The organism is Lysinibacillus sp. FJAT-14745, from assembly GCF_001275675.1.
In the GTDB taxonomy this organism is placed as follows: Bacteria; Bacillota; Bacilli; order Bacillales_A; family Planococcaceae; genus Lysinibacillus.
In genome coordinates this window covers 168297-170424 of record NZ_LITM01000003.1, presented here as the reverse complement: position 1 = coordinate 170424, position 2128 = coordinate 168297, and the positions used below count along the sequence as shown (strand labels likewise).

Below are 2128 nucleotides of genomic sequence, written 5' to 3'. Positions count from 1 at the left end.
ATTGAACCGCCGTATACGGATCCGTACGTACGGTGGTTGGAGAGGTCGGGAGTTAGTCACTCCCTCCTACTCGATTAACGTGACTTACATCAACGTTATTTCTTCTCCTCAGGCATATATACATAAAGCTTAGGTAAATGAGGATCATCCTGTATTAACGCATTTTTTGGATATTTGAGTAATTCTTTATACATGGAAAAATCACCTACTGCCCCAGCTATTAAAAAAGCCCCCACTAATACTAAAACAGTACTGTTAAAATAGAAACCAGCAATTGTCGGGAGAACACCAGTTGTCCAAAATGGAAGTAATAAAGCCTTTTTCATTGCATGATTTGGTAACGGTCGTTCGGTTGTTGCGTATGCTATCCCAAGCTCCAAATTCAGGCCATATTTTAACGATTTAAAGGGCACGCCTCCGAAGACCATAAAACCAATTAAATGAAAGGCTTCATGTAAGACAATGAAAACAATATACAAGATCGTAAAAAGTATAGACCCGCCAATCAAACTCCAAAATGAAAAATCAAAATCTTTAAAGCAAATATATTGGATAGCTACAAATAATATAACGAGACCGCTTGTAATAACAATATTGTCCATCATTAGTTTTTTTATATCCAACTCTATTACGATTGGTTCTTTATCTGGTAGCATGAAAGCTCTCCTTTCATGAATCAATTATATTTATTATATAGAATGATTTCTTTGTTTGCGACTTGAAAGAATAGTACCTATATGTTACAATTCATTGATGTGAGTAATAATTATTACTTGCTCCTTGCTCCCTGTGTACAGGAGAGCCTAAGTCCATAAGGAGGTGTAAACAGATGAGAAAATACGAATTAATGTACATTGTACGTCCGAACATTGAAGACGAAGCGAAGAAAGCTTTAGTTGAACGTTTCAACGAAATCTTAACTTCTAACGGTGCAGAAGTCATCGAATCTAAAGAGTGGGGCAAACGCCGCTTAGCTTATGAAATTCAAGACTTCCGCGAAGGTTTCTACCAAATCGTGAAAGTAAACGCTACTTCAGAAGCAATTAACGAATACACACGTCTAGCTAACATTAGCGAAGATATCATTCGTCACATTGCGGTTCGCCAAGAAGCATAATCATTTAACAAAATGCTGAAAAAAGGAGGTTGCATTTCTGATGATAAACCGTGTCGTATTAGTTGGAAGACTAACAAAAGATCCTGAGCTACGCTATACGCCTAATGGTATTGCGTCTACAAGATTTACAGTTGCTGTAAATCGAACATTCTCAAACCAACAAGGTGACCGCGAAGCTGATTTCATTAGCTGTGTTGCTTGGCGCAAACAGGCCGAAAACCTAGCGAACTTCATGCGAAAAGGAAGTTTAATTGGAGTGGAAGGTCGCATTCAAACAGGCAGTTATGAAGGACAAGATGGTAAGCGTGTATACACAACAGATGTAGTGGCCGATAGCGTACAGTTTTTAGAACCTCGTAATGGTGGCGGTGCTCCTGCATCTCCTCAATACGGTGGTGGACAGACTTACGGTAATAACCAACCGTCATATGGCGGTGGTCAACCACAACAACAGTTTGGTGGTGCTATGCCAGGACAGGGTTCATTTGGCGGCGATGCTTATCAGCAAAATCAACCACCTATGAATCAGCCGAATTATACACGTGTAGATGAGGATCCATTTGCTAATAGCAAAGGACCGATAGAAGTATCTGAGGATGATTTACCATTCTAATACTTCTAAAATAAAAAATGATAAGGAGGAGACACACTATGGCACCACGTCGCGGAGGCCGCAAACGCCGTAAAGTTTGCTACTTCACTGCTAATAACATTACGCATATCGACTATAAAGATGTAGATTTACTAAAAAAATTCATCTCTGAGCGCGGTAAAATCTTACCACGTCGCGTAACTGGCACTAGCGCTAAGTACCAACGTAAATTAACTTCAGCTATCAAAGTTTCTCGTATTATGGGATTACTTCCATTCGTAGCAGAAGATAAATAAGATATAAATAAAGGCACAACAAGGTTTAATCGCTTTGATTGTGCTTTTTTTCTGTGAAAATAATTAATCCCTTGACCTTAGAATATTTTTAAAAATAAATGGTGATTCTGTATGTAGTTTAAA

4 protein-coding genes are annotated in these 2128 nt (G+C 38.6%); 3 read left to right on the top strand and 1 reads right to left on the bottom strand.

The features are described from left to right. Window positions 1–95 precede the first annotated feature (95 nt). Entirely contained in the window at window positions 96–656 is a 561-nt protein-coding gene (locus AMS59_RS06425) for a DUF3267 domain-containing protein (RefSeq protein ID WP_053482933.1), read from the bottom strand. Window positions 657–829: 173 nt separating this feature from the next. Here AMS59_RS06425 and rpsF point away from each other — a divergent pair, with 173 nt between their 5' ends. Genes rpsF through rpsR form a run of 3 tightly spaced genes read left to right on the top strand, consistent with a single transcriptional unit; the run spans window position 830 to window position 2005 of the window. Continuing rightward, on the top strand, window positions 830–1117 hold the full coding sequence (gene rpsF, locus AMS59_RS06420) for a 30S ribosomal protein S6 (RefSeq protein WP_053482932.1): 288 nt from the start codon (window positions 830–832) through the stop codon (window positions 1115–1117). Window positions 1118–1157: 40 nt separating this feature from the next. After that, the gene (gene ssb, locus AMS59_RS06415) at window positions 1158–1730 is read left to right on the top strand and encodes a single-stranded DNA-binding protein (protein ID WP_053482931.1); all 573 of its coding nucleotides are present in this window, start codon (window positions 1158–1160) and stop codon (window positions 1728–1730) included. A gap of 38 nt (window positions 1731–1768) precedes the next feature. Further along, window positions 1769–2005 carry a 30S ribosomal protein S18 gene (gene rpsR, locus AMS59_RS06410; RefSeq protein ID WP_012296211.1) on the top strand — a complete coding sequence of 79 codons (237 nt, stop codon included), beginning with the start codon at window positions 1769–1771 and terminating at the stop codon, window positions 2003–2005. Window positions 2006–2128 lie beyond the last annotated feature (123 nt).

What these genes read in the sequence shown, in the direction of transcription:
- AMS59_RS06425 (WP_053482933.1), bottom strand. Translation starts at nt 656, where the DNA reads ATGCTACCAGATAAAGAACCAATCGTAATAGAGTTGGATATAAAAAAA.
- rpsF (WP_053482932.1), top strand. Translation starts at nt 830, where the DNA reads ATGAGAAAATACGAATTAATGTACATTGTACGTCCGAACATTGAAGAC.
- ssb (WP_053482931.1), top strand. Translation starts at nt 1,158, where the DNA reads ATGATAAACCGTGTCGTATTAGTTGGAAGACTAACAAAAGATCCTGAG.
- rpsR (WP_012296211.1), top strand. Translation starts at nt 1,769, where the DNA reads ATGGCACCACGTCGCGGAGGCCGCAAACGCCGTAAAGTTTGCTACTTC.